This window comes from Psychrobacter glacincola (assembly GCF_965118485.1).
In the GTDB taxonomy this organism is placed as follows: domain Bacteria; phylum Pseudomonadota; class Gammaproteobacteria; order Pseudomonadales; family Moraxellaceae; genus Psychrobacter; species Psychrobacter glacincola_D.
On sequence record NZ_CBCPJH010000072.1, the window covers coordinates 1 to 2702 of the forward strand.

Below are 2702 nucleotides of genomic sequence, written 5' to 3' on the forward strand. Positions count from 1 at the left end.
ATTAATTTTAACGAGTTTGTTGTTTTTTATTTTATAAGAAGTTGTGGCTTTATCTGTAGGACAACATCCTGCATCACTTTCTCCATAACGATAGGAAGTAACGTTAATCACCCCATTATTGATGCTGTTTATCTTAGCAGTTGTCCCAAGTGGTGCTGCGCCTAGTTTAGTGAACTGATTTTTACCAAGCCCTTTAAAAACCACTAAATCTATGCTTACCGTTGTTGGATGGCAATTGGTTTTTTCACAGTAATAAAGCAGTACGACAGCATCTTGAATTCCGTCAGCATTAACGTCTTTCATAACCGTTTTTTGATCATGAAAAGCATACTTCAGCGCTTTATCTTCTGTGTAGTCCGCACTAGGCACAAAATATTTTTCGCTTTCTAAGTTTAAAAATTTAACGTTAGTAGTGACTTCGCTATTGATAACCGTCTTTACAGTTTGCGCATAGGAAGTTATAGAAAGAGTAGTAAATAGGCATGCAGCAGTGACTTTAATTAAATAATTCATATAAAAATCCTTAAGAAAAACCGTTTTTAGAAAACTGTTGCGGTCTGTAGAATAACGTATTTACTGCTGTTTATGCTTAAAATCACTCTGTAAATAATGCGTTTATAGCAGACTATTCGAGTTCTCACTAGGGTACCGAACTGATTCAATCAGTTCAGTAGTTATCACATCATTAAGTTAATTCAGTGCGCTATACAGGCAGCGAGCTGTAAGCTATATTCTCAATAATTATGGCAGGTTCTGTAAAAAAATGGACATTAAAATGAATAAGCTATGCTGAAAAAAACAGTCTATCTATATAGTAGATTTATTTTAAAAATGATATACCAATAGCAGCTTATTAAAATCGTACTGATGTTATTTTGAACTGACTATCATTAATTTATAAAACATATCAAATACTTTTGCATTAAGCTTTTTAATGATACGACTTATGGTTACTCACTCTAACATGGCGATTGCATCGGCACTGGCACGCAGGCGTTCTTCAGTATTTAGCTCAGTTAATATTCCTTCTTTCATCATTAGCAGACGGTCAGCATGTTCAAAGTAACCGTCATCATGGCTGATAATAAACAGCGTCTTGCCCATGGCTTTTAATTTAGGAATCAGCGTTTGATAGAATACTCGACGAAAAGCGGGGTCTTGGTCAGCGGCCCATTCATCGAGCAGTAGAAAGTCCTTTTGTTCGGCGACAGCAAGTAGCATAGCCAAGCGTTTGCGTTGTCCTTGGGACAGCTTGTCGGTAGACAATCGATGCTTAGTTACCGTCACTTTATCTTGCAGGTTTAATTTATGCAGCCACTCGGTCACTAAAGACATATCGGGGTCATTGTCTTGACTGCCGATTAATTGTTTAAAAAGATGTTGATTGCTAAAAATGGCAGAAAATAGCTGCCGATAATGGCTATTATTGTCCGAATCAATCACCTGTTTGTCTACTTTTACAGCGCCTGTCGTAGGCGTAAAAATACCAGTAATTATTTTTGCAAGGGTAGACTTACCGCTACCATTAGAGCCTATCAAAAACACCACTTCGCCACGCCTCAAGGTGAGATTAACATTTTTTAAAATGTCATCAGTAAGCGACTTATTTTCAGTCACAGTTTCTTGTGTATTGTGGTTTATACCTTGATAGCGATAACTCACATTGTTCAGTGAGATGGTCTGCCAGTCATTTGCTGCTATATTGGTTAAAAAAGCTGGTTGATAATCAGCAAGCGCCAACGTCTGTATTTTATCTAACGCGACTTGCGCCGTTTGTAAAGTTGGATAAGCGCCAACGGCTTGCAGTAGCGGCGATTGCATAAATAGAATGGTTAAAGAAAAAGTAGTGGCAACGCTCATGGGAATATTAAGATAGTTTGAGACCGCAAAGACGACACCAATCGCTGCAAACATCATAATGTTCGACCAATTCACTGCTGATAAGTGAAAGGTATCTGCTTTAATGACACGCTCTTTATAAGATTGGGCGTGGCTCAAAAAATAATTGGTATACAGTTTTTGCGCGCGGTTCTGATTGAGCGCAAGCTCTTTTCGACCTTGAATAATAGATTGATAATCTTGATACAAAAGATCATTAATCTCCCTTAATTCTGTTAAATGACTGTAAACGTGCTTTACCAAAATGATGCTTATCCAAATCGTCATCACAATCCAAACCATGATTATCAGTAATAATGGTAATGACAACCAACCTAAATATAAGGCGACTGCACTAGATAGAATAACCCCTTGAACCAATTCTGGCATACGAACAAAGGCCACGGTGATCGATTGGATATCGGTAGATAAACTGGCGAGTAACCGTGCGCTACCCAAATGATCTATTTGCGGAACGTTGGTATCGATGATTTGTTTGACCAGTTTGGTTCTTAGCTCATAAACAAATCTATGACCTAAACGCGTTAGGGCATACTGTGATAAAAAAGTCGTGACTAATAGTAGTATGACTAGGCCTGAAAAACATCCTAAGCTTTGCCATGATAAGGTATTAAAAACAGGCTGACTGATAAAAGTATGATTAATATAAGCAATAATACCCACACTGACAGCCGCATTGACTAAGTTAAGTACGATGACTTTAAGAAAAGGTAGGCGATAATGCGACCAGATCATATGATATAAAGAGGCTGTAGCGCGAGAGGACATAATAACTCAATAATAAAATGAATTTTGCGTATTTT

Annotated in this window: 2 protein-coding genes; both read right to left on the minus strand. The window is 37.6% G+C overall.

Annotated elements, in window-relative coordinates; translation table 11 throughout:
• The coding region (locus ACMHKH_RS14530) for a hypothetical protein (protein WP_413521333.1) at nt 1-513 on the minus strand (513 nt) is incomplete at its 3' end.
• Between the two features lie 441 nt (nt 514-954).
• Nucleotides 955-2667, minus strand: coding sequence for a multidrug ABC transporter permease/ATP-binding protein (locus tag ACMHKH_RS14535; protein ID WP_413521334.1), 1713 nt, complete (start codon nt 2665-2667; stop codon nt 955-957).
• Between the last annotated feature and the right edge of the window lie 35 nt (nt 2668-2702).